Origin of the sequence: Bartonella sp. AA81SXKL (genome assembly GCF_042196945.1) — a bacterium.
Taxonomy (GTDB): Bacteria; Pseudomonadota; Alphaproteobacteria; order Rhizobiales; family Rhizobiaceae; genus Bartonella.
In genome coordinates this window covers 1-562 of sequence record NZ_JBHIRH010000401.1, presented here as the reverse complement: position 1 = coordinate 562, position 562 = coordinate 1, and the positions used below count along the sequence as shown (strand labels likewise).

General features: G+C 39.1%; 1 pseudogene. It reads right to left on the bottom strand.

The features are described 5' to 3' along the window. A pseudogene (locus ACFINZ_RS11930) lies at positions 1-541 on the bottom strand (cysteine--tRNA ligase); the annotation flags it as partial. Positions 542-562: the final 21 nt, after the last annotated feature.

Sequence of the window (562 nt, the reverse complement as noted above, 5' to 3'; positions counted from 1 at the left end):
TACGCGCCCCCGCCCTCATTTCATCTAAAGAACGATTTGAAAATGCCCCATAATGGGGAGGATTTTTGATGCTCTTTATAGAAAACAATATATGATTTTCCGCTTTATAAGCATGCCCCTTTTCAAGTAATCTTTCAATTAAAGAACGCATCTCCTCTAAATGATCAGTTGCGCGCGGTTCAATGGTGGGCGGTAAACAACCAAGTGCCATTGTATCTTGTTGAAATTGAGTATATGTAAGCTGCGTTAATTGGCGAATAGCGTCGTTTAGTGCTAGTTCTGGATATTCATACGCTGCGCGTGCATTAATCTTATCATCCACATCTGTAATATTACGAGCATATATAACATGCTCATTGCCATAAACATGGCGCAATAAGCGAAATAAAATATCAAAAACAATCACAGGACGTGCGTTACCTATATGCGCATAATCATAAACCGTCGGACCGCAAACATAAAGACGGACTCTTGTTGCATCTATCGGTATAAAATTCTCTTTTTTACGTGTAAGCGTATTATAAAATCGCAACTCTCTCATCCTTACACTCCGTTAACGATA